Genomic DNA, 21430 nt, shown 5'->3' on the forward strand with positions numbered 1-21430 from the left:
CAAAAACCACACAGTGATTCTTTCATCTTGATTGTTTTCAAGACAGAAATCACTGCGTGGTTTTATTTTGAAACTAGTTTTTGCCCGGCCTCTTTTAACTGTATCACCTGATACTCTTTTTCAAAATCAAAGATAGCAGTTGTCAACTCGCTTCGATGAATGCCAGTTCTATCATCAGCTTTGTTTCCTAGGCTAGATTGATTTTCTGTGACTATTAATTCCCCCTGTAACGCCAACCTTGTTCATCATGGTAGATCATCAGTTTCGTCATGCCACCGTCAATCGTAATATTTTCACCGGTAATGAAGCTGGCCTTGTCTGAGGCCAGAAAGAGAGCCATGTGAGCAATATCTTCAGGGCGACCGATGCGACCTGCAGGGTGCTGTTGGTGGTCTGCTGGTGTAAAGGCGTTGTGACTGGTGTCGATCCAACCGGGCGAGATACTATTGACCCGAGCCATGCCTGCCAAACTGACCGCCAAAGCGTGTGTCAGCGCAGCTATTGCGCCCTTGGCGGCCGTGTAGGACTCTGTCTGGGCCTGACTCATTCGATCACGACTAGAAGACATCATGAGAATACTAGCTCCTGGATTAAGGTGCTGAGTAAAGAGCTTGGTCAGGTAAAAGGGAGCTGTGACACCTACCTGTAGGGCGTAGTTGAAATCGTCATAAGAAGCATCAGCTAGACCTTTCATCAAAGGAGCGGCATTATGAATCATGATGTTGATCCCCTGATGGCGAGACAAAACGAAATCAGCAAAGCGTTCAAGGTCGTCTTGCTTGGCTAAGTCCCCGATAAAGTCCGCTGGCTGGTTGCGGTCAATCGTGTAAACAGTGGCTCCAGCTTCGCGAAATTGTTTGGCTAGTTCAGCACCAATCCCTTGGGCTCCGCCGGTGATGATGGCAATTTTCCCTGTAAAGTTCATAAAAACCTCCATTCGTTTGCAACCAGTATAGCAAAAAAGAATCGGATCGTCATCTACTGTAGCACTAGTATTAAAGGGATCGGACAATACTCCGTTTTGCAGAAGAATGGTAGAACGCCTAGTGGCTTCTCAAAAAGACAGTCGGAAGAGGGGTTACGAAAAATTGATGAAAACGACAAGCTTTTTAGGAAAAAGCTAGAAATTGTGATATAATGAGTTTGTAGAAAAAATTTTTAAGGAGTTTATCCAAATGGCTAAATTGACTGTTAAAGACGTTGAGCTTAAAGGCAAAAAAGTCCTCGTTCGTGTGGACTTCAACGTGCCTTTGAAAGACGGCGTGATTACTAACGACAACCGTATCACCGCTGCTCTTCCAACTATCAAGTATATCCTTGAGCAAGGTGGACGTGCCATCCTCTTCTCTCACCTTGGTCGTGTCAAAGAAGAAGCGGACAAAGAAGGCAAATCATTGGCACCGGTTGCTAAGGCACTTGGTGAAAAACTGGGTCAAGAGGTTATCTTCCCGGGCGCTACTCGTGGTGGAGCCTTGGAAGCGGCTATCAACGCTTTGGAAGATGGTCAAGTTCTCTTGGTCGAAAATACTCGTTTTGAAGATGTTGATGGCAAGAAAGAGTCTAAAAATGACCCTGAACTTGGTCAATACTGGGCATCCCTTGGCGATGGTATCTTTGTAAACGATGCTTTTGGTACTGCTCACCGTGCCCACGCGTCAAACGTTGGTATCTCTGCTAACGTTGAAAAAGCTGTTGCTGGTTTCCTTTTGGAAAACGAAATTGCCTACATCCAAGAAGCGGTTGAAAGCCCAGTTCGTCCATTTGTCGCAATCCTTGGTGGTTCAAAAGTATCTGACAAGATCGGTGTGATTGAAAACTTGCTGGAAAAAGCAGACAAGGTCCTTATTGGTGGCGGTATGACTTACACCTTCTACAAGGCACAAGGTATCGAAATCGGTAACTCTTTGGTTGAAGAAGACAAACTTGATATCGCCAAAGCGCTCCTTGAAAAAGCCAACGGCAAACTCATCTTGCCAGTTGACTCAAAAGAAGCTAACGCTTTTGCAGGTTACGACACTGTTCGTGATACAGAAGGCGAAGCTGTTTCTGAAGGTTTCCTTGGACTTGACATCGGTCCTAAGTCTATCGCGAAGTTTGAAGCGGAGCTTGAAGGTGCGAAAACAGTCGTTTGGAACGGTCCTATGGGTGTCTTTGAAAATCCAGACTTCCAAGCGGGTACCATCGGTGTCATGGACGCTATCGTGAAGCAACCAGAAGTCAAATCCATCATCGGTGGTGGTGACTCAGCAGCAGCAGCCATCAACCTTGGCCGTGCAGACAAGTTCTCATGGATCTCAACTGGCGGCGGTGCCTCAATGGAGCTTTTGGAAGGTAAAGTTCTTCCAGGTTTGTCAGCATTGACTGAAAAATAAGCAACCACATATTCGCGACGAAAAGAGCTGTGTAAACAGCTCTTTTCTAGTGCCATCCCTAGATGTTCTCCGATACGGAGTGAGGTTAGAACATCAGGGTAGGTAAAGGTAAAGTATTACCAGGACTTTCAGCTCTGACTGAAAAATAATCTTGCACCAAAAAACCTTGGGGAACCAAGGTTTTTCTGATGCACACCTAGATGTTCTTTGAAACGAAGTGAGGTTAGAACATCAGGGGAGATAAAGGCAAAGTATTACCGGGACTTTCAGCTCTTACAGAGAAGTAGGCGGTAAGTCAGACATCTCTGATGTCGTTGACGCACCCCCGCAAGGCTGATTAGGTTGGTCGCGAGTGAAACGAAGTGAACTGCCAATCAGCTACTGCGCAAGTCTAGAAGAAGGCTAGAAAAAGACGCTGTTGGAGCGTCTTTTTCTGTGCGAAAAGATACAGCTTGGAGTTGATTGTATCTTAGGTTAATGATAAACTAAAGTAAATACCGATAAGGAGAGAAAGATGCCTAGCCTATTAGCATCACGTTTAAAGCAGCGACGGAAGGAACTTGGATTATCACAAAAGGAGGTTGCTGAAGGTATCTGTAAACAGGCCCAAATTAGTCGTCTTGAGAGTGGTGGTTACATGCCGGGAGCGGAATTGATTTTTAAGCTCTCACGTAAACTGAGAGTTCCCATGGAATATTTTTTTGATGAAAAGATAGACTTTGAGGTCAGTGATCTCAAAGAATTTAAAAAGATATGTAAAGACTTACTAGCTAAAAGAGATTATATATCTTTGCAATATCTATATCATACAGAGATTGGTAAGAGTCATCGTCTGTCTTTAAACGACAAACATTATTTAGATTGGCTTGGCCTTTTAGTTGCTTTCTACTGTGAAAATCGCCAGGCTGAAGCAACGGAAATCTTAGAAAAGCAACTTAGTAACTCGAAGAAAATAGATTTACACTATATGTGTATGGTCAATACTCTTTTTAACTTTTATAGTGAACAACAAAATCTTGAGAGGATGGCAGAGATCAAGCAAGGATTGGTTAATCGATTGGGTGAACTAAAACTAAATACATTGGAAGAGCAGGATTTGTTTATCAAATTAAACTATAATATAGGCCGTTATTTATGGCAAATAAAGGATATAGAAGGAGCGATTAGGCATATAACAGAGACGATTGAATACTGTAATGCTCACCACACGAATTACTGCTTAGCTGATCTTTACTGCATGTTGGGGAATCTTACGGAGGAGTTTGCTGAGAAGCATGTCGTAAAAGACTATTTTGAGACTGCATATTTCCTTTACAAATTAGAGAAGAACGACAAGATGATATTATCACTCCAGCACTATCTTAAGTCGGCTTTCGACTAGACTAAAAAAATCTCATTTCTCAAAATATACAGGAAATGAGATTTTTTACTTGCTTTAAATACGTATTGTGATATTTTAATAAAAAAATAAAAAAAGCACATAATTTCTTGATTTTAAAAATATTTCATGATATACTTTGAACGAAATATGAAAGGGGTTACAACGAAATCTTTTAGAGAATTGAAGCCCTGGTTATTTCTATATTTCCAAGTGTTAAGTCTAATCATAAAGCTCTTATATAACCTAGCGAGTGACGGATTTTTGCTTTTACATTTAGCTCATTGGACCATTTGTAGGAGGTTTGCAGATGAAAAGGGGACTGTCTATTCTCTATTTTGGCGTAGGTGTTATGCTATTAGCCGTTTTGGCCATCTATGGAGAAGGGCCTTCGGTCAAGACTGCTGTTCGAGTGTTTTTGACACTTAGCCCATTTGTAATCATGCGGACATCCTATCAAAAGGGAAAGCATAGCTTTTGGCTTTATAGCCTGTTGATTGTAATCTTTCTCTATTTTATAACGTTATTTTGGCTATAAGGGTTTTGGCGGTAGGATTGTATTATCCATGAAAATCAGCTAACCTTGCAATAGGTATTTTCGTTTGCTTATTCTTACGGTGGTCTAGGCTTGATGAGGGATTGACTTATTCTTCCAGAAGGTAGGTTTCAATGATAAGAGACGTATTCTAACTATCTTATTTCTTGCTTATTTTTTAGGGCGTCAGGTTATTTCTGATAGAATATGCTATGTTATTTGAGTGATTCTAGGTCTTATTAAAAATAGGGTCTGAGGTGTTGATTATTCAGCTCTGCTATGGAACAGTGAGGTTTTTGATGGGAAAGCGAATAGGTTTGGCCTTGATTGGTCTGATGGGTATTTTAACTTGTGTGGTACTTGTTATTCGATGGAATCAGTCGAGTCTTGGGGAAAATCGTGATCAGACGAGCTCCGTCTACATGACGAAGGATCAGCGCAGTGAGGCAGAGAAGGCTACCTCTCCTGGAGCTACAGTGAAAGGAAATGAGTCTGTTTCAACAGCTGACAAGGTTGTCGAAAATCCTCCGATACCAGATGAAGTGGCGGAAAAATTGCTGATTAATCCAGATAAACCTGCGGAAGGTTCACCTGATACCGCTCTTGTATCTGGGACTAAGCACCCTAGCGGTGGGACTAGGCATCTTTTGGAGGTTACCCAGCAGGTTCAAAGGGCCTGGAATACCTGTGCACCGACAGCGGTCAGCATGATGCTATCTTCTAGGGGGATATCGGTGTCCCAGGAACAATTGGCTAGCGAAATGGGAACCGATGAAGACTTTGGGACCCATAATGCTGATGCGATCCGCATTCTCAACAAACACCTCTTCGGCTACGAGACGCCGACAGGTAATCAGGCGGGCTACCGCTTGGCAACGGTGACAGATGCTTCCAGCCAGTCTCAGGACATGAAACTCTTTAAAGAACGCCTGGTGCAAAATATCAAGGACGGCTACCCGATGTACTATACCATTGATAATAGTGTTATGTATCCTGGTAAATCTGGTGAGCATAATTTGATTGGCATAGGCTATGTGGCTACCCCTGATGGAAAGGATGTGTCTCATATTTACTACATCGATCCGTCCTATACGGCCCAGGACCCCACCTATGGCGGCCTGAAAATCGTTACGCCTGAGGAGTTATTAAGAGCCATGGTTCCTTGCGTTGAGCCAAACTATGGTTGGTAAATGATCTAGGTGACCTTATAATCGTTTAGGATTAGGCAGATTGCTGTCTATAGTTGAAAGAATTTTTTAAACAATCAAGGAGGTCACGAGGCCTCCTTTTAGTCTTCATTTTTCGTTTAGAGGTGTTGTCGTGAGTTTCCATTTGTCTTGTAAGATGATATAATAGGCATACTAGGAGGCTAGTATGAAATTAAAAATCGATTGGCGGCAACTCAGACCAGGGATGCGCGTGATCAAATCAGGTTTGGCTGTATTTCTGACACTCTTGCTTTTTAAGGTGTTCGATTGGGAAGGGATGCAGATTGCAGCCTTGTCAGCTGTTTTTAGCCTGAGGGAAGATTTTGATAGCAGTGTGCATTTTGGATTCTCCAGAATCTATGGAAATGCTGTTGGGGGCGCCTATGCCTTTGTCTTCTTTCTCTTGGAAATGGCAGTCGGTGAAAGTTTTTGGCTGACGCTCTTTCTTGTCCCTGTCTTCACCATGTTGACCATTTCAACCAATGTGGCTATGGAAAATAAGGCGGGAGTGATCGGTGGCGTATCGGCCTTTCTCATCATCACTTTATCCGTGCCGTCGGGAAACCGTTTGGTGTACGCTTTAATTCGAGTTGCAGAAACCTTTATCGGCGTTTTTATCGCTGTTTTGATCAATTCCGAATGGAAGAATCTGACAAATCTTTCCAAGAACCTAAGAAAAAAGTAGAAATGTTACATTTTCTAACATGAATACTTGACGAAAATCTTTTTACCGCTTATAATAGACAGAGAGGAGTTAATTGTGAAGGAAAAGGAACTACGTCGTAACCTGTCGGTTTTCCCGATAGGGAGTGTCATGAAACTGACCGATTTGACCGCTAGGCAGATCCGCTACTATGAAGATCAGGGGCTGATTTCCCCTGAACGCAATGAGGGCAATCGTCGCATGTATTCGCTCAATGATATGGACCACCTCTTGGAGATAAAAGACTATCTATCAGAAGGGCTCAATATTGCAGCAATCAAGCGTCGATTGGAAGAACGAGCTGCTAAGAAACGTCAAGCCCTGTCAGACAGTGAAGTGCGACAACTTCTCCAGAAGGAAATCTCCCAACAAAGTCGTTTTACAACCTCGGCCACTCCCTTTGGTGGATTTGGTCGTTAAGCTATTTGAAAAAGGAGCATGTAATGCCAACAGTCACCGCAGCTGACATTCGTCGCGAAATCGAAGAGAAAAATGTGACCTTTCTCCGTTTGATGTTTACGGATATTTTGGGGACTTTAAAGAATGTAGAAATTCCTGCAACACCAGAGCAGATTGAAAAAATCTTGACCAACAAGGTCATGTTTGATGGTTCTTCCATCGAAGGTTTTGTACGTATCAACGAATCGGACATGTACCTGTACCCAGACTTGGACACTTGGACAGTTTTTCCTTGGGGAGATGAAAATGGTAGTGTCGGTGGTTTGATTTGCGATGTTTACACCGCAGAAGGCCATCCTTTCGCTGGAGACCCTCGTGGTAATCTCAAGAAGGCCCTTCGACATATGGAAGACCTGGGCTTTAGCTCTTTCAACCTTGGTCCTGAGCCAGAATTCTTCCTTTTCAAGATGGACAAGGACGGCAATCCGACGCTTGAGGTGAACGATAAAGGGGGCTATTTTGACCTAGCACCGACTGACCTTGCGGACAATACCCGTCGTGAGATTGTTAACGTACTGACCAAGATGGGCTTTGAAGTAGAGGCTTCTCACCATGAGTGTGCTGTTGGTCAGCATGAGATTGACTTTAAGTACGATGATGTCTTGAGCGCTTGTGACAAGATTCAGATTTTTAAACTGGTCGTTAAAACGATCGCTCGGAAGCATGGCTTATATGCTACCTTTATGGCTAAGCCCAAATATGGTATCGCTGGCTCAGGGATGCACTGCAATATGTCCCTTTTTGACCAAGATGGCAACAATGCTTTTTATGATCCTGAAGATCAGCGTGGCATGGATTTATCAAGGACTGCCTATCAGTTTTTAGCTGGGTTGATCAATCACGCTTATGCTTATACAGCGGTGACTAATCCAACGGTCAATTCTTATAAGCGTTTGGTGCCAGGATTTGAGGCCCCTGTTTATGTAGCTTGGGCAGGTAGAAATCGCTCGCCGTTGGTACGCGTGCCTGCTTCACGTGGGCAGAGCACTCGTCTGGAATTGCGGTCTGTTGATCCGACGGCTAATCCGTACTTGGCAATGGCGGTGCTCTTGGAAGTTGGCCTTAACGGCATTGAAAATCAATTAGAAGCTCCTGCTCCTATTGAATCTAATATTTATGCCATGACGGAGGAAGAGCGCAAGGCAGCTGGAATCACTGACTTGCCATCTACCCTTCATAATGCTATTAAAGGTCTCCGTAAGGATGAAGTGGTTAGGGCGGCTCTTGGAGAACACATTTACACTAACTTTGTTGAAGCGAAAAAGATTGAATGGGCCAGCTACGCTACCTATGTTTCTCAGTGGGAGATTGATAACTATCTAGATCTTTATTAATCTATTTAAAAAATGGGCCTCAACGGGTCCATTTTTTACTCTTAAGGAATCAGCAGTTTTCGCTGAAATCAACCACATTCAGTCCAAGATTTCTTCCATTTGTGTTTGTTGGGGAGTTAGGCCAAGATTGCGGTAAAAATCAGTAGCTGTCTGGTTAGCGTTCCAGACGTTGAGGGTGAGGTTGTAACAGTTTTGGGACTTGGCATAGTCTTTGGCAAAGGTATAGAGCTGTTTACCAATCCCTAAGCCACGGGCCTGTTCGGAAACGCAGAGATCTTCAATGAAGCAACTTTTGACAGGTTTTTGGACAGGATGACTGGGAGTGCGAACCTCAAGGAAAAGATGGCCCAAGACATGTCCCTGATCATCTTGATAGACAAAAACGGGCTTGTCGGCTTGGTTTAACAGATCCAATAGCTCCTGCTCAGTAAACTTTGTGCCTTGGCCTTCAAAAAGGTCAGGCCTTGCCTGGTAGTGGACCCTTAAAATCTGATCAAGCAGGTTAAGGATAGCAGAAATGTCGGCTTGTGCCGCTGGACGAATAGGCATAGGAGTCTCCTTATAGGCTGTGTTTGCGTCTGGCAAATTCTACGAATTTAAATTTGTCCAGCTTGTGGCGGCTTTCGGTGTATTGGAATTGTTGGGCGTTGCTCAGATAGACGCGCGAGCGGATCAGTACCAGGAAATCATCCTTGGTCTGCATAAGGTTTTTATCCGTGGCATTGGTCGGCTCCACCGTGATTTCTTTCTGGGCGTAAGAAATGTCCAGATGGAGCTGGTCTTCTAAATAAGCGTAAATTGACTTTTGGGCAATCTCTTCAGTCAACTGAGGCACCAACTCCTCTGCTAGGTAGTCTGTGTCTAAGACGGCAACCTTGTCATCGATACTTCTTGTACGGACAACCTTCCAAGCTTTTGAATGGCGCTCAAACCCTGTCAGCAGAGCTAAGTTGCTGTCGATGGTGATCAACTCCAAGGAAACTACCTGGGTACGGGACTGTAAACCGTGTGTTCTGACCAACTCTTGGTAGGAAGTCAGGCCAGATACAGGGAAATCGACCTGCTCTTGCTTGATGACCAGTGAGCCACGGCCCTGGATCTTTTGGATTAGACCGGTATCGGTCAAGAGGGCCAAGGCCTTACGCACGGTATCTCTGCTGACACCATAGATTTCTTGCAGTTCTTGCTCCGTTGGCAGAAGGCGGTCGGGGGGGTAGACTTCTTTTTTTATCTTCTCTTTTAAATCATTGAAAATTTCTTGATATTTTTTCATAATTCTCTTTCATAAGTAGGTTATTTATCATACAAACAGTTTTATTATACCAAAAATAACTTTTTTTGACATTTTTTAAGCAAAAAGTCTTGCAATCTTTTTCGGAATCGGTTACAATAAAACTATAAAAATTTGTTCGTACAAATTAAAATTAAAAGGGAGGAAGTCATCTTAGGATGACTTGGCAGATTCAAATGGCAAAATTTGAACAAGATGCTAAAGACCTGCTAAAAGCGGTTGGAGGCAAAGAAAATATTGCAGCGGTGTCTCACTGTGCGACACGGATGCGGTTTGTGTTAAATGACGAGAGCATCGCAGATGTAGCAGCGATCGAAGCGATTCCTTCAGTAAAGGGAACCTTCACTAACGCAGGCCAGTTCCAGGCCATTATCGGAAATGACGTCGCTACCTTCTACAATGACTTCGCAGCTGTTTCAGGCGTTGAAGGCGTGTCTAAGGACCAGGTGAAATCAGCAGCCAGCAAGAACCAAAACAAACTGCAGCAGGCGGTGGCTTTCTTGGCGGAGATCTTTACTCCGATCATCCCTGCTATCATCGTGGGTGGTTTGATCCTTGGTTTCCGTAACATCCTAGAAGGCGTTGGGTTTGAATTTTTAGGCCAACAAGTCGTTGACGGTGTGAAGCAGTTCTGGCCAGACGGTTCAGCTAAATACAACACAATCACGATGGTATCACCATTCTGGAATGGGGTAAACCACTTCCTCTGGTTGCCGGGTGAAGCGATTTTCCATTACCTACCCGTTGGAATTACTTGGTCTGTGACGCGTAAGTTAGGAACCAGCCAAATTCTCGGTATCGTTTTGGGGATCTGTTTGGTATCACCTCAGCTGCTTAACGCTTATGCAGTAGGTGGCACTTCGGCTGCTGAAATTGCTGAAAACTGGGTATGGAACTTCGGTGGCTTTACTGTTAACCGTATCGGTTACCAAGCGCAGGTTATCCCAGCCCTCTTGTCTGGTTTGGCCCTAGCCCACTTGGAAATCTTCTGGCGCAAACGTATCCCAGAAGTGATCTCAATGATCTTTGTGCCATTCTTGTCGCTTTTACCAGCTTTGATCTTGGCGCATACAGTCCTTGGCCCGCTAGGTTGGACAATCGGTAAGGGCATTTCAACGGTAGTCTTGGCTGGTTTGACAGGTTCATTCCGTTGGTTGTTTGGGGCTATCTTTGGCACCCTTTACGCACCGCTGGTGATCACTGGTCTGCACCACATGTCAAATGCGATTGATACCCAGTTGATCGCGGATGCTGGTGGCACCATGCTCTGGCCAATGATTGCCCTTTCTAACATTGCGCAGGCTTCTTCTGTATTGGCTTACTACTTCATGAATCGTAAGAGTGAGAAAGAAGCACAATTGTCCATGTCAGCAGCTATTTCTGCCTACCTTGGCGTGACTGAGCCGGCCCTCTTTGGGGTTAACCTCAAGTACGTTTACCCATTTGTTGCAGGCATCATCGGATCTGGTGTGGCAGGTCTCTTGTCAACGACCTTCGGTGTAACAGCAAATGCGATCGGTGTTGGTGGCTTGCCAGGTTTCCTTGCCATCCAAGGTCAGTCAATGGGTATGTTTATCCTCTGTATGGCAGTTGCTATTGTTGTGCCAATTGCTTTGACCTTCACCTTCAAGAAAACAGGTGCTTTTGCGAAAAAAGGTTAAAGGACTAACAGGTGGGGGCTGGGACGATTAAGTGTCCAGTCTCTCCTTTTTTTACGGCGCATTCTACCAAGAGAAGAAACAATGAATGCCTTTAGTTGCAATTATCCGAGCTAGATCAGGTTGTTGGGGTGGTGTTAATAGAGAAGACCAGACTCAGCGAGTGTTTTAGCTAAAAGGAATAAATAGAAATGGAGTAAGAAATGGTAAACGAGAAGCACCGGAAGGTAGTCTATCAGATTTATCCCAAGTCCTTTAAGGACACAACAGGAAATGGTGTGGGGGATCTAAGAGGTATCATAGAAGGGCTGCCTTATCTGGCAGAGCTTGGGATTGATATGATTTGGCTCAATCCCTTTTACCCAAGCCCTCAAAAGGACAATGGTTATGATATTTCCGATTACGTTGCTATTGATCCAATGTTTGGAACTATGGCAGATTTTGAGGAGTTGGTCGCTGTGGCCAAGTCACATGGCATTGGCCTTATGCTGGATATGGTGCTTAACCACTGTTCGACAGAGCATGAATGGTTCCAAAAAGCCTTGGCTGGGGACCCCTATTACCAAGAGTTTTTTATCCTGAGGGATGAACCGACGGATTGGGTATCTAAATTTGGAGGCAATGCTTGGGCACCTTTTGGAGAGACGGGCAAGTATTATCTCCACCTGTTTGACAAGACCCAAGCTGACCTTAATTGGCGTAATCCAAATGTGCGCCAAGCGCTTTATGATGTGGTTAATTTTTGGCGAGAAAAAGGGGTTGAGGGTTTCCGTTTTGATGTGATTAACCTCATCGGAAAGGACGCTGTTTTGGCGGATTGCCCGGAACATGATGGGAAGCCTGCTTACACCGATAGACCGATAACCCATGATTATTTAAGGGAAATGGCAGAGCAGACCTACGGGCAAACCCCCTCCCTGATGACGGTAGGAGAGATGAGCTTTACCACCATTGACCAGTGCATCCTCTACTCAAACCCTGGGCGTCAGGAACTCGACATGGTCTTCAACTTCCATCACCTCAAGGTAGACTACGAAAATGGGCAGAAGTGGACCATCAAGGCCTTTGATTTTGAAGAGTTGAAGACGCTCTTCCACACCTGGGGCGAGGAAATGAGCGATGGCGATGGTTGGAGTGCCCTGTTCTGGAACAATCATGACCAGCCGAGAGCTTTGAATCGCTTTGTGGATGTGGAGAATTTCCATGAAGAAGGGGCTACGATGCTGGCGGCTAGCATTCACCTTTCTCGTGGGACACCTTATATCTACATGGGCGAAGAAATCGGCATGCTAGACCCTGATTTTGACAGCATGGCAGACTATGTCGATGTGGAAAGTTTGAACAACTATGAGCTTTTACTGGAGCAGGGGCACAGCCCAGAGCAGGCCTTCAAGATTATCCAGACCAAGTCTCGGGACAATTCACGGACCCCCATGCAGTGGGATGGGACGGAAAATGCAGGCTTTAGCACTGGGAAGTCTTGGTTGAAAGCTGGTAAATCCTATCCAAGAATCAATGTCGCGGAAGCTAAGACTGGCAAGGTTTTCCCTTTCTATCAAGACTTGATTCGCCTGCGTAAGGAGATGCCGCTCGTTGCGGAAGGAACTTATCGGGCGGCCTATCAGGATCACCCAGAGGTCTATGCTTTTGAGCGTCATTACCAAGGGCAATCCCTGTTGGTGCTCAATAATTTCTACGGCAAGAAGATCCAGCTTGACCTGGGAGATTTTGCGACTGGAGAGGTCCTCCTGTCCAACTACCCTGTGACAGCCCTTGACCGGACCATTAGCTTGGAGCCTTATCAGACTTTGGCTATTTTAAAAGATTAAACGAAAAGAACCTAGTACCTTCAGTCATAAGACGAGGAACTAGGTTCTTTTTTGGCCGTTGTGCTACAGCGTCTGGAGTCTAGCCTAGACCTTTTCGACGTATAATTTTTGAGCGATGGGAATGGTCAGCTGAAGTGTGGTAGATTCAGTTGCTAGGCTATAAGTGCCTGCGTAGACATCGATGGCTAGGAGTTCCAAGCGATCTCCGACCTTGACCTGGTGCTGTTCTAGATAGAGCAGAAGCTGGTAATCATCTTGGACGCGGACAAGCTGGTAGGCACCGGGTTGGTCGATGGTATCCAGCGTTTGTTGGTGGCTTTCAACAAGGAATTGACCTTGAGCTGGAATGGTTCCACCATGGGGGCAGGTCTTAGGGTAATCCAAGAGTTTTTCGAGCCGCTCGATGAAAAGGGTAGATACGGTATGCTCTAGAATTTCTGCTTCCTCGTGGACCTGTTCGATGGTGTAACCCAGTTGTTCCAGTAGAAAAACTTCAATTAGACGGTGCTTTCGATACAGAGTAGCAACCAAAAATAATCCTGTTTCTGTCAGGAGATAGCCGCGTTGAGAATCCTTGTTAATCAGGTTTTCCGCGACTAATTTTTTGAGCATTTCCGTCACAGCGGGTGCAGAGACTTCCATGAGTTCTGCGATTTTCTTATTAGAAATTTTCTGGGAAGTCAGGCTTAATTCATAAAGGCATTTGAGATAATCTTCTTTATTAGGGGTCATGGCAAATTCTCCTTTGTCTATTATTTAATTATAGCAAATTTTTTAAAAATACTTGACTAATAAGTTTTTTTAATTTATATTATTTATTGAGTTAATCGAGATTAACTTTAAAAATAATAACTATTAAGGAGATTGCTATGTTTAAGAAATTAGCAGGACTTGTTGCATTACTGGCCTTGTCAGTCACTCTGTTTGCTTGTGGAAAGGCAAGTGAGTCTAAGGAGACTTCTGGGGATAAACCTACCGTAACGGTAACGACATCATTTTTACAGGATATGGTCAAGCAGTTGGCGGGGGACAAGGTTAACACAGAATTAATCATCCCAGCTGGTGAAGATCCTCACCTCTATACGGCGAAATCCAGTGACTTGGATAAACTCAAAAAAGCAGATTTAGTCCTATACCATGGTTTGCACTTTGAAGGGAAGATGGTCGAAGCTCTGGAACAAACTGGGGTGGCGGTCACCAAGAATTTTTCTAAAGAAGACTTGAACACCATGGATGAAGATGGCGAGATTATTACGGATCCCCATTTTTGGTTTAACATCAAGCTTTACCAACAAGCTGTTCAAGTAGCTTCTGAGGAGTTGCAAAAGCTTTTACCAGATGCAGCTGATGCCATCAAGGCCAACGAAACAGACTATCTAGCACAATTGGATGAATTGGACGCATGGAATCAGCAAGAGTTGTCCAAGATTGCTAAGGAGAGCCGTTATTTGATCACGCCTCACGATGCCTTTAATTATTTTGCATCCAGCTATGACTTTGAGATTGCGGCACCGCAAGGGGTCAGCACAGACTCAGAGGTGGCCAATAGCGACATGATGAAGACCGTTGATTTGATTGTAAACCATAAGGTCAAGGCTATTTTTACAGAAAGCACCACCAATCCTGAGCGGATGGAAAAATTAAAAGAAGCCGTAGAAGCCAAAGGTGGCAAGGTTGAGGTTGTAACAGGCGAAGGCAAGGAACTGTTCTCAGATTCATTGGCCCCTCTTGGAGAGGACGGCGATAACTTTATCGACATGTACAAGCACAATGTTTCCTTGATTGTGAAACATTTGCAATAAGCTTAAGGAGAGAAGATGGAAACAATGGCGCTCGCTGTAAAAGACTTAAATGTTAGCTACGGGGCAATTACTGCTCTGGACAATATTACGTTAGAGATTCCTGCGGGCAGCCGTTGTGCCATTGTCGGTCCAAATGGTGCGGGGAAATCCAGCCTTTTTAAGGCGGTTCTAGGCCTTGAAAAGAGTCAGGGAAGCGTTTCTTTGTTGGGACGGGATCGTGATTTAGAAAGCTTGATTGAACAGTCGGTGGCTTATGTGCCACAAGCCAATGCAGTTAACTGGCAGTTTCCTGCCAGGGTCTACGATATTGTCATGATGGGACGCTTTGCTAAAATGAAGGGTTGGTTTAAAAAACCGAGCCCTAGAGACAAGGCAGTCGTTGAGCAAGCCTTGGAAACAATGGCCTTGTTAGACTTGCAAGATCGTCAGATAGACCAACTTTCGGGCGGTCAGAGGCAACGGGTCTTTATCGCCCGTGCACTGGCTCAAGAGGCAGAGCTCTACTTGATGGACGAACCCTTGGCGGGAGTGGATGTTAAGACAGAGAATATTATCATGGACACCTTGAGGCAGTTTCAGACCCAAGGAAAAACGTCCATCGTCGTCCATCATGACCTGCACACCTTGGAAAGGTATTTTGACTACTTGGTCTGGATCAATAAGCTGATCGTGGCGGCAGGCCCTATGAGCGACGTGCTGACCAAAGAAAACTACCAGATAACCTATCATACGAGTCAGTTGACGCCCTGGTTGGGCCAGTAAGGAGGGTGGAGATGTTCGAACTCCTTAGAGATTATAGTTTTTTGACGGTCGCCTTTGGGAGCTTTATTTTGGCTGTGGCCTCTAGTTTGGTAGGGACTCTAACGGTTTTGACCAAGCAGAGTCTAATCGGGGATATGTTGGGACATGCCGCCTATCCTGGGATTGTCTTTGCCTTTATGATATTTCAGACTAAAGCACCCATGCTATTGATGGTCGGTGCTATGGTTTCAGGCTATTTGTCCTATTATTTGGTTTACTGGCTGGCTAAGCACCGTAGGCAAAGTTTGACCAATAGTCTGGCCTTGGTATCCTCTTCCTTTTTCGGTCTGGGGATGGTCCTTAAGCAATTTGTCCAAGGGAATGCTTATTTCGCCAACAGTGCTCAGGCTGGTTTGCAAACCTACTTGTTTGGGCAGGCGGCCTTTATCAAACGAGCGGATGTGTATCTGATTTTGGGCGTTTCACTGGTTTGTCTGCTTGTCTATGGGCTTTATTACCAGCGGTTTTGCCTTTACTTATTTGATCCGGTGTTTGCGCAACTATCAGGTATTTCTTCAAAGTGCCTAGAACACTTGACGCGACTGATGATGATTGCCCTGATTGCTGTCGGTCTTAAGGTGGTTGGTGCTGTGCTGATGAGTGCTTTTTTGATTGCTCCAGCCAGCATTGGCCTTCTTTGGGGAAAGACCTACCCCAAGGCTTTGGGGATTTCAGCGTTGTTGGCGGGTGTTTCAGCCTTGATGGGAAGCATAGTTAGTTCCCTGATTCCTGGCTTGTCCACGGGTCCGAGCATCATTGTCATCATGGCGCTCCTGGCCTTACTCAAGTGGTGCTGGGAGGTTTTGAAGGGAGGACTTGGAAATGCTTGAAGTGCTAGCAATTTTGATTGGAGTCGCTCTCTCGATCAGTCTTTTGGGGAATCTTTTGGTCTTGAAAAATCAAGCCATGTTGGCGGATGCCTTGTCGCATTCGGTCTTGCTGGGAATCGTCCTCGGATTTTTCATGAGCCAGAGCTTGGATTCGCCCCTCTTGGTTCTTGGTGCAGCGGTTTTCGGCATCTTGACGGTTCTGTTGATTGAGACCATTCAGTCGAAGCGTTTGGCTCAGGATGCTGCGACGGGTCTGATCTTTTCGACTTTTTTCGCCTTAGGTGTTTTATTGATTTCCCTGTTTGCTCGTAACGTTCATCTTGATTTGGATATGATTTTGATGGGAGAAGTGCTTTTTGCTCCCTTTTACAGGATGACATTTTTGGGAATTTCTGTGCCTGTCGCCTTGGTTAAGACCCTTTTGGCCTTAGTGGTTAATTTGCTCTTTGTCACGGTCTTCTATAGCCCTTTGAAACTGCTCTTGTTTGATCCTAGTCAGGCACGGTTGCAAGGGGTCAGGGTGCGTTTTTTGCAAGGGCTGACTCTGGTTTTGGTGTCCTTGACGACAGTTGTCTCCTTTGATGCGGTCGGCTCAATTACTGTTATTGCCTTCATGGTTGCTCCAGGGATGACTGCCCTGATTTGGGTCAAACGTTTTTATCAGTTATTGCTTTTGAGTGCAGTGATTGCGACCTTGAATGCCGTTCTGGGTTATGGGATTGCTTTAGCGCTAGATTTAACAGTAGCAGGGACCTGTGCCGTCGTGAGTTTGCTGGTTTTTGTAGGGTGTTTGATGACCACAAGCATCGATGATCAGAACATATAATTGGTCAGGCTATAAAAACGGGAAAGAGCCTAAACTATTTAAGGGTAAGAAAAAATTGGTTATTCTGATTTTATCTTTGACGACACTTGGCAGACTAGGAGATGGTGGAGTAAGAGAGGAGCTAGCCTCAGCAGACTATTATGACCTTGCTTGGTGTTTCTCTGGCTAGAATCTTACACAAACTAAAGAAAAAGTAAGACTAAGGAGCGTGAGTCGGCGTCAGAGCGGCTTCCTCCTTTTTCACATGCTTTTTCATCAAGCTTTTGTTAAAATAGAACTAATACGATTGATAGAAATGAGGAATTATATGGTACGTTTACAGGATGATTTTTACGCAGCGGTCAATGGCGACTGGGAGCAGACGGCTGTTATCCCAGATGACAAGCCAACGACTGGCGGTTTCATGGATCTTCACGACGAGATTGAAGCTTTGATGCTTGAGACGACAGACAAATGGTTGGCTGGTCAGGACTTGCCAGAAGATGCTATTTTGCAGAACTTTGTCAAGTTTCATCGGAAGGTGGCGGACTTTGACCAGCGAGAAGCTGACGGCGTAACACCGGTTCTTCCTTTGATTGAAGAGTACAAGAGTTTATCTTTTACCGATTTTACAAGTCGTTTGGCTGAGTATGAGTTGGCTGGAAAACCCAATGCTCTTCCTTTTGGGATTTCCCCTGACTTCATGGATGCCCAGACCAATATCCTTTGGGCTTACGCACCGTCAACAATCTTGCCAGATACCAGTTATTACGCTGAGGACCATCCCCAAAAAGAGGAACTCTTGGCCAAATGGCGCGAAAGCCAAGAGGCGCTGTTACCCCTCTTTGGCTTCTCGACAGAGGAAATAGCCGATTTGTTGGACAAGCTATTAGGGCTTGATGCCAAAATCGCCCAGTATGTCCTGTCGAGCGAAGAAAGCTCAGAGTATGTCAAGCTCTACCATCCCTATGCTTGGGAAGCGTTCAAGGCGTTGGTACCAGAGTTGCCTTTAGAAACCTTCTTCACTACCATCTTAGGTCAAGTACCTGACAAGATTATTGTGCCAGAAGAACGTTTCTGGACAGGATTTGCGGCAGAATTTTTCTCTGAGAAAAACTGGGCATACCTCAAAGCGGCGCTGGTTTATGGTGCGGCAACTGCCTATACCTCTTACCTGACAGATGAGATTCGTGTCCTGGCTGGTGCTTATGGGCGTGTCCTGTCTGGGACGCCTCAGGCCATGGACAAGAAAAAGGCTGCAACCTATTTAGCGCAAGGGCCATACAGCCAGGCCTTGGGGCTATGGTATGCCAAAGAGCGTTTTTCACCAGAAGCCAAGGCAGATGTGGAAGAAAAAGTAGCGACCATGATTACGGTTTATAAGGAACGCCTCGCTAAAAATGACTGGCTCAATCCAGCGACACGAGATAAGGCTATTGTCAAGCTAGATGCCATCGTCCCTCACATCGGCTATCCCGAAAAATTGCCAGAAACCTACGCCAAGAAAGTGATTGATGAGAGCAAGTCTCTGATTGAGAATGCCAATGCCTTGGCTAAACTATCCATCGCGCATTCGTGGAGCAAGTGGAACAAACCAGTGGATAAATCAGAATGGCACATGCCAGCCCATATGGTCAATGCCTACTACGATCCTCAGCAGAACCAGATCGTCTTTCCAGCGGCTATTTTGCAGGCGCCATTTTATAGCTTGGAACAGTCATCGTCGGCTAACTATGGTGGGATAGGGGCTGTGATTGCTCACGAAATCTCTCACGCCTTTGACACCAACGGGGCCAGCTTTGACGAGCATGGTAGTCTCAACAACTGGTGGCTGGAAGAAGACTATGAGGCCTTCAAGGAGCGGACAGACAAGGTAGTGTCTCAGTTTGATGGCATTGATTTTGCTGGTGGCAAGGTCAATGGTAAATTGACAGTCTCTGAAAATGTTGCTGACTTAGGTGGCTTGGCTTGTGCTTTGGAGGCCGCCAAGAAGGAAGCCGATTTTTCAGCAAAAGAGTACTTTACGAATTTTGCACGCATCTGGCGAATGAAGGCACGGGAAGAATACCTCAAACTTCTTATCTCTGTGGATGTCCATGCACCAGGCAAGCTCCGTACCAATGTACAGCTGCCAAACTTTGATGACTTTATCGAGACCTTCGGTGTAACAGAGGGAGATGCCATGTGGCGTGATCAGGCGGATCGTCTGGAGATTTGGTAAGCTAGGAGCGTTGATTCTTAGTACAGATACCCAACTATCGTTAGGTTTTTATCCGTTGATGCCATCAAGAATTTGGTTCTAGTTGTCGTTTCACGACCCTTTTGTTCCAATGCGTCTGCTGAACCGTTTCAGGTCGGAGTCTTAAACATAAGAAGGCAAAGACGGCCTTGTTTACTGGTCAGAGTTCTGTCCTGCCTTCAAGGCTGATAAAAAGACCTGTTCTCAGAAGGAGAGAGCAGGCTTTTTTCTGATGTGTAATCTAGCGGAGGCTATCTAGGTCAGGTTTTTTAGAGAGTTATGGTATACTAAGCCTATGAATGCTTATGGGTTAGTATTGCTTAGCCTGCTCGTTTTTGTGGTGGTGGTAGGTCTAATCATTAAAACAATGAGACGTCGCTTTGGGCGAGGCTTCTTGGTCTTGCCATTGGATGGGTATTGGCAGGCGACCTATCAAGGAGAGTTGACGATTTTTGAGAAGGCCTTTTGGCGCAATCAGCTTCTGGGACATGTCAGGGAGTTGCAAGCTATTGGTTGGAGTAACGGAGCGATTGCAGTAGTTTATCTTGAGGGGCTTAATGTTCCAGAAGATGGGGAAACACAGGAGGTTTATTTAGAACAACGCTTATTGTCTGCTAAATCTTTTGGTGGCCAACTCTTTCAGGACATGTGGCGCTTCAGCCACCCTTACCAAGCTCCGAAAGAAGCTCAATCCTTGTTGCAAATTGCTTTGAGTACTTTAGATATGCCAGAGGAATTATCTGGAGATCCTGAGGAGACGAAGCAATTGCTGACTCGGTTTTCTCCTGATTTAGAACCGGCGAGCCCTTTTTGGCAGGTGGTTGCCAGAACGGTCCAAGTTGCTTTTCCGGGTGAGAACATGGTGAAAAAGGGAAGGTTAGCCCATCAGGTGCACCAGCTGCGGTATCTCATCTCTAGTCAACAGGCTCAGTGGGTCAGAGAGCATTATAGGACATCTTTCCAGACAGACTTGGGAGCGTTGATCGCTTATATTCGAGATTTGGCTGAGCGCAATGGGCGATTAGAACAACTAGGGGTGGATAATTATAAGGCCTATTTTGATTTTGAACTGACAGAATCTGCCCGGCTCCATCAAAAAATAGCTATCAAAAAGGCGAAAAATGGGCAGGTCAAGCCTGTTCAGACAGATGGCTCGCCAGTTAATTTGAAAATTTTACTGCGCTTTCACACGGAATTTATCTTGGATGAAGTAGGTCACTTTCTGAACGAACTGGATGCGGAACAAATGAGCGAGGCAGGAGTTGTCAATGGGGCTAGCTTTAATTACGCTAACCGTAATAATAAACGCCATAAGCAACTGGATATTTTACCAGTCAAGGTTCATGATCCGGTTTTTCGAAAGAATCAGTTGCGGGCCTTTAAAGCGCCTAATCTTTCCCGAAAATCTCAGGACAAGCAGTGGTACCTTTCCTACTTTAATCCTGAAGGTCTCTTTTCGCATCAAGGAAAATCAGCCTTCCGGCGTGTCCAGCAACGGCAAAAGGAGTTTGAGAGAATGTTACGCAAACCACCATCTGAAACTTGAAAAATTGCGGCGATTTAAAAAAGGAAGTGTTCTTTTATAAATGATAAATTGCAAGAATAAGTGCAACACTTATCACAATTCGTTCAATAGTGCTTCAAAAGCTGTTCTTTAAGCAAACATTTTCGTGGTCGGTGGTTGATATTAGACAAGGCCGTATCCAACTCCTCGTCAGGGATAGCAGCTAAATCGGTCTTCTTTGGAAAATATCCCCCAATAAGCCATTGGTGTTTTCATTGCGTCCTCTTTGCCAAGAGGAATAGACATCCGCAAAGTAAAAGGGAATCCCCTTGTCCTCACCCTCAGGATAACAGGCGAATTCCTTTCCCCTGTCTGAAGTGAAGGTCTGAAAGGCTTTTTTAGGAAACAGGCTCAAAAGTTGTTCAATAGCTAAAAACATGGATTTAGCTGTCCTATCTGGTATCTTGAAAGCTAGGTAAAAATGCATTTTTCTCTCCACAAAGGTCGCTAAGCAACCCTTACTTTGACCTCTGCCTGACACCACCGTATCAAGTTCCCAGTGGCCAAAGGTTTCAACCCTAATTCCAAATAAGTTTCTATTTTAATTCTCTCTTTTATGGTAAGATGGGAGTAGCTCATAGATTTCCTCGTGTTCTGGTGGTGTGGTCACTGATAGTTTGCA

General features: G+C 45.0%; 17 protein-coding genes and 2 pseudogenes. 14 read left to right on the top strand and 5 right to left on the bottom strand.

From position 1 onward, the window contains the following. Positions 1-214: 214 nt before the first annotated feature. Positions 215-925 (bottom strand): SDR family oxidoreductase, encoded by a 711-nt coding sequence (locus ABID29_RS04000; RefSeq protein ID WP_354364562.1) that lies wholly within the window; start codon positions 923-925, stop codon positions 215-217. Between the two features lie 250 nt (positions 926-1175). Here ABID29_RS04000 and ABID29_RS04005 point away from each other — a divergent pair, with 250 nt between their 5' ends. The 6 genes from ABID29_RS04005 to glnA all read left to right on the top strand — a co-directional run bounded on the left by ABID29_RS04005 (position 1176) and on the right by glnA (position 7989). Beyond that, a complete protein-coding gene (locus ABID29_RS04005; protein ID WP_354364563.1) occupies positions 1176-2372 on the top strand; it encodes a phosphoglycerate kinase in 1197 nt (398 codons plus the stop codon). A gap of 514 nt (positions 2373-2886) precedes the next feature. Next, entirely contained in the window at positions 2887-3753 is an 867-nt protein-coding gene (locus tag ABID29_RS04010; RefSeq protein ID WP_354364564.1) for a helix-turn-helix domain-containing protein, read from the top strand. Between the two features lie 831 nt (positions 3754-4584). Further along, a complete protein-coding gene (locus tag ABID29_RS04015; RefSeq protein WP_354364565.1) occupies positions 4585-5475 on the top strand; it encodes a C39 family peptidase in 891 nt (296 codons plus the stop codon). A 184-nt stretch (positions 5476-5659) separates the two neighbouring features. Continuing rightward, positions 5660-6178, top strand: coding sequence for an FUSC family protein (locus tag ABID29_RS04020; RefSeq protein WP_354364566.1), 519 nt, complete (start codon positions 5660-5662; stop codon positions 6176-6178). 75 nt (positions 6179-6253) lie between these two features. Next, on the top strand, positions 6254-6616 hold the full coding sequence (locus ABID29_RS04025; protein ID WP_354364567.1) for a MerR family transcriptional regulator: 363 nt from the start codon (positions 6254-6256) through the stop codon (positions 6614-6616). 23 nt (positions 6617-6639) lie between these two features. Next, positions 6640-7989, top strand: coding sequence for a type I glutamate--ammonia ligase (glnA, locus tag ABID29_RS04030; protein WP_354364568.1), 1350 nt, complete (start codon positions 6640-6642; stop codon positions 7987-7989). Between the two features lie 78 nt (positions 7990-8067). Here glnA and ABID29_RS04035 read toward each other — a convergent pair whose 3' ends face one another. Both ABID29_RS04035 and treR read right to left on the bottom strand, forming a co-directional pair. Beyond that, positions 8068-8538, bottom strand: coding sequence for a GNAT family N-acetyltransferase (locus ABID29_RS04035; protein ID WP_354364570.1), 471 nt, complete (start codon positions 8536-8538; stop codon positions 8068-8070). 10 nt (positions 8539-8548) lie between these two features. Next, positions 8549-9262 (bottom strand): trehalose operon repressor, encoded by a 714-nt coding sequence (treR, locus tag ABID29_RS04040; RefSeq protein WP_354364572.1) that lies wholly within the window; start codon positions 9260-9262, stop codon positions 8549-8551. Positions 9263-9456: 194 nt separating this feature from the next. Here treR and treP point away from each other — a divergent pair. Continuing rightward, positions 9457-10932: pseudogene (gene treP, locus ABID29_RS04045) on the top strand (PTS system trehalose-specific EIIBC component); the annotation flags it as partial. Positions 10933-11141: 209 nt separating this feature from the next. Beyond that, positions 11142-12767 carry an alpha,alpha-phosphotrehalase gene (gene treC / locus ABID29_RS04050; protein WP_354364573.1) on the top strand — a complete coding sequence of 542 codons (1626 nt, stop codon included), beginning with the start codon at positions 11142-11144 and terminating at the stop codon, positions 12765-12767. An 84-nt stretch (positions 12768-12851) separates the two neighbouring features. Here treC and ABID29_RS04055 read toward each other — a convergent pair whose 3' ends face one another. Then, positions 12852-13499, bottom strand: a complete 648-nt coding sequence (locus tag ABID29_RS04055; protein ID WP_354364574.1) for a metal-dependent transcriptional regulator — start codon at positions 13497-13499, stop codon at positions 12852-12854. A gap of 137 nt (positions 13500-13636) precedes the next feature. On the opposite strand from ABID29_RS04055, the gene ABID29_RS04060 reads away from it, so the two are divergent. The 6 genes from ABID29_RS04060 (at position 13637) to ABID29_RS04085 (ending at position 20790) form a co-directional block, all read left to right on the top strand. Beyond that, on the top strand, positions 13637-14569 hold the full coding sequence (locus ABID29_RS04060; protein ID WP_354364575.1) for a metal ABC transporter solute-binding protein, Zn/Mn family: 933 nt from the start codon (positions 13637-13639) through the stop codon (positions 14567-14569). A gap of 15 nt (positions 14570-14584) precedes the next feature. Continuing rightward, the gene (locus ABID29_RS04065; protein ID WP_354364577.1) at positions 14585-15331 is read left to right on the top strand and encodes a metal ABC transporter ATP-binding protein; all 747 of its coding nucleotides are present in this window, start codon (positions 14585-14587) and stop codon (positions 15329-15331) included. An 11-nt stretch (positions 15332-15342) separates the two neighbouring features. Beyond that, on the top strand, positions 15343-16200 hold the full coding sequence (locus ABID29_RS04070; protein WP_354364578.1) for a metal ABC transporter permease: 858 nt from the start codon (positions 15343-15345) through the stop codon (positions 16198-16200). After that, positions 16193-17026, top strand: coding sequence for a metal ABC transporter permease (locus ABID29_RS04075; RefSeq protein ID WP_354364580.1), 834 nt, complete (start codon positions 16193-16195; stop codon positions 17024-17026). Before ABID29_RS04070 ends, ABID29_RS04075 begins: the two co-directional genes overlap by 8 nt. Positions 17027-17333: 307 nt before the next feature. Beyond that, a complete protein-coding gene (locus ABID29_RS04080) occupies positions 17334-19226 on the top strand; it encodes a M13 family metallopeptidase (protein WP_354364581.1) in 1893 nt (630 codons plus the stop codon). 313 nt (positions 19227-19539) lie between these two features. Continuing rightward, positions 19540-20790, top strand: a complete 1251-nt coding sequence (locus ABID29_RS04085; protein WP_354364583.1) for a DUF3114 domain-containing protein — start codon at positions 19540-19542, stop codon at positions 20788-20790. A 72-nt stretch (positions 20791-20862) separates the two neighbouring features. Here the strand turns inward: ABID29_RS04085 and ABID29_RS04090 are convergent. Then, positions 20863-21319: pseudogene (locus ABID29_RS04090) on the bottom strand (IS30 family transposase); the annotation flags it as partial. Positions 21320-21430 lie beyond the last annotated feature (111 nt).

It is taken from the genome of Streptococcus rupicaprae (genome assembly GCF_040545225.1).
Lineage (GTDB): Bacteria > Bacillota > Bacilli > Lactobacillales > Streptococcaceae > Streptococcus > Streptococcus rupicaprae.

Excerpts from the sequence above, each read along its gene's own strand:
- ABID29_RS04080 (WP_354364581.1), top strand. The coding sequence starts at position 17,334 with ATGGTACGTTTACAGGATGATTTTTACGCAGCGGTCAATGGCGACTGG.
- ABID29_RS04060 (WP_354364575.1), top strand. The coding sequence starts at position 13,637 with ATGTTTAAGAAATTAGCAGGACTTGTTGCATTACTGGCCTTGTCAGTC.
- ABID29_RS04085 (WP_354364583.1), top strand. The coding sequence starts at position 19,540 with ATGAATGCTTATGGGTTAGTATTGCTTAGCCTGCTCGTTTTTGTGGTG.
- ABID29_RS04015 (WP_354364565.1), top strand. The coding sequence starts at position 4,585 with ATGGGAAAGCGAATAGGTTTGGCCTTGATTGGTCTGATGGGTATTTTA.
- ABID29_RS04020 (WP_354364566.1), top strand. The coding sequence starts at position 5,660 with ATGAAATTAAAAATCGATTGGCGGCAACTCAGACCAGGGATGCGCGTG.
- ABID29_RS04065 (WP_354364577.1), top strand. The coding sequence starts at position 14,585 with ATGGAAACAATGGCGCTCGCTGTAAAAGACTTAAATGTTAGCTACGGG.
- ABID29_RS04010 (WP_354364564.1), top strand. The coding sequence starts at position 2,887 with ATGCCTAGCCTATTAGCATCACGTTTAAAGCAGCGACGGAAGGAACTT.
- ABID29_RS04000 (WP_354364562.1), bottom strand. The coding sequence starts at position 925 with ATGAACTTTACAGGGAAAATTGCCATCATCACCGGCGGAGCCCAAGGG.
- ABID29_RS04035 (WP_354364570.1), bottom strand. The coding sequence starts at position 8,538 with ATGCCTATTCGTCCAGCGGCACAAGCCGACATTTCTGCTATCCTTAAC.
- ABID29_RS04070 (WP_354364578.1), top strand. The coding sequence starts at position 15,343 with ATGTTCGAACTCCTTAGAGATTATAGTTTTTTGACGGTCGCCTTTGGG.
- glnA (WP_354364568.1), top strand. The coding sequence starts at position 6,640 with ATGCCAACAGTCACCGCAGCTGACATTCGTCGCGAAATCGAAGAGAAA.
- treC (WP_354364573.1), top strand. The coding sequence starts at position 11,142 with ATGGTAAACGAGAAGCACCGGAAGGTAGTCTATCAGATTTATCCCAAG.
- ABID29_RS04075 (WP_354364580.1), top strand. The coding sequence starts at position 16,193 with ATGCTTGAAGTGCTAGCAATTTTGATTGGAGTCGCTCTCTCGATCAGT.
- ABID29_RS04055 (WP_354364574.1), bottom strand. The coding sequence starts at position 13,499 with ATGACCCCTAATAAAGAAGATTATCTCAAATGCCTTTATGAATTAAGC.
- treR (WP_354364572.1), bottom strand. The coding sequence starts at position 9,262 with ATGAAAAAATATCAAGAAATTTTCAATGATTTAAAAGAGAAGATAAAA.
- ABID29_RS04005 (WP_354364563.1), top strand. The coding sequence starts at position 1,176 with ATGGCTAAATTGACTGTTAAAGACGTTGAGCTTAAAGGCAAAAAAGTC.